The sequence below is a fragment of the Marinobacter lipolyticus genome (assembly GCF_018424605.1).
Lineage (GTDB): Bacteria > Pseudomonadota > Gammaproteobacteria > Pseudomonadales > Oleiphilaceae > Marinobacter > Marinobacter lipolyticus_B.
The window spans coordinates 1-251 of sequence record NZ_QTKT01000044.1 but is presented as its reverse complement, the minus strand read 5'-3'; the positions used below and the strand labels follow the sequence as shown (position 1 = coordinate 251).

Genomic DNA, 251 nt, shown 5'->3' with positions numbered 1-251 from the left:
AGCCAGGCGTAAAAACCGCTGAAGTGGACCTTCAGCACGCGGCACATGACCCGGACCCGGAACTCCTTCTGGTGAGCCCTGATGAAGCGATACTTTACTCGGACTCCTTGGCAAAGAACGCTGCGGTAGATTCAACCGGTCAATGCAACATAATGCACACTGGTAACTATCGGGGCTTTCAAAATGCCGCAGCAAGTATCAAAGACCAGAGGGCTGACCCATCAGCAGAAGCAGGAGCTATGGGCTCGATG

1 protein-coding gene and 1 pseudogene are annotated in these 251 nt (G+C 53.8%); one reads left to right on the top strand and one right to left on the bottom strand.

What is annotated here, in order from left to right; translation table 11 throughout:
- Positions 1-125 (bottom strand): annotated as a pseudogene (locus DYI22_RS17535) (IS3 family transposase); the annotation flags it as partial.
- Between DYI22_RS17535 and DYI22_RS17380 the strand changes: the two are divergent.
- Positions 72-251 (top strand): hypothetical protein (locus DYI22_RS17380; protein ID WP_213479304.1); only part of this gene is annotated, 180 nt, incomplete at its 3' end. The pseudogene DYI22_RS17535 and the gene DYI22_RS17380 overlap by 54 nt on opposite strands.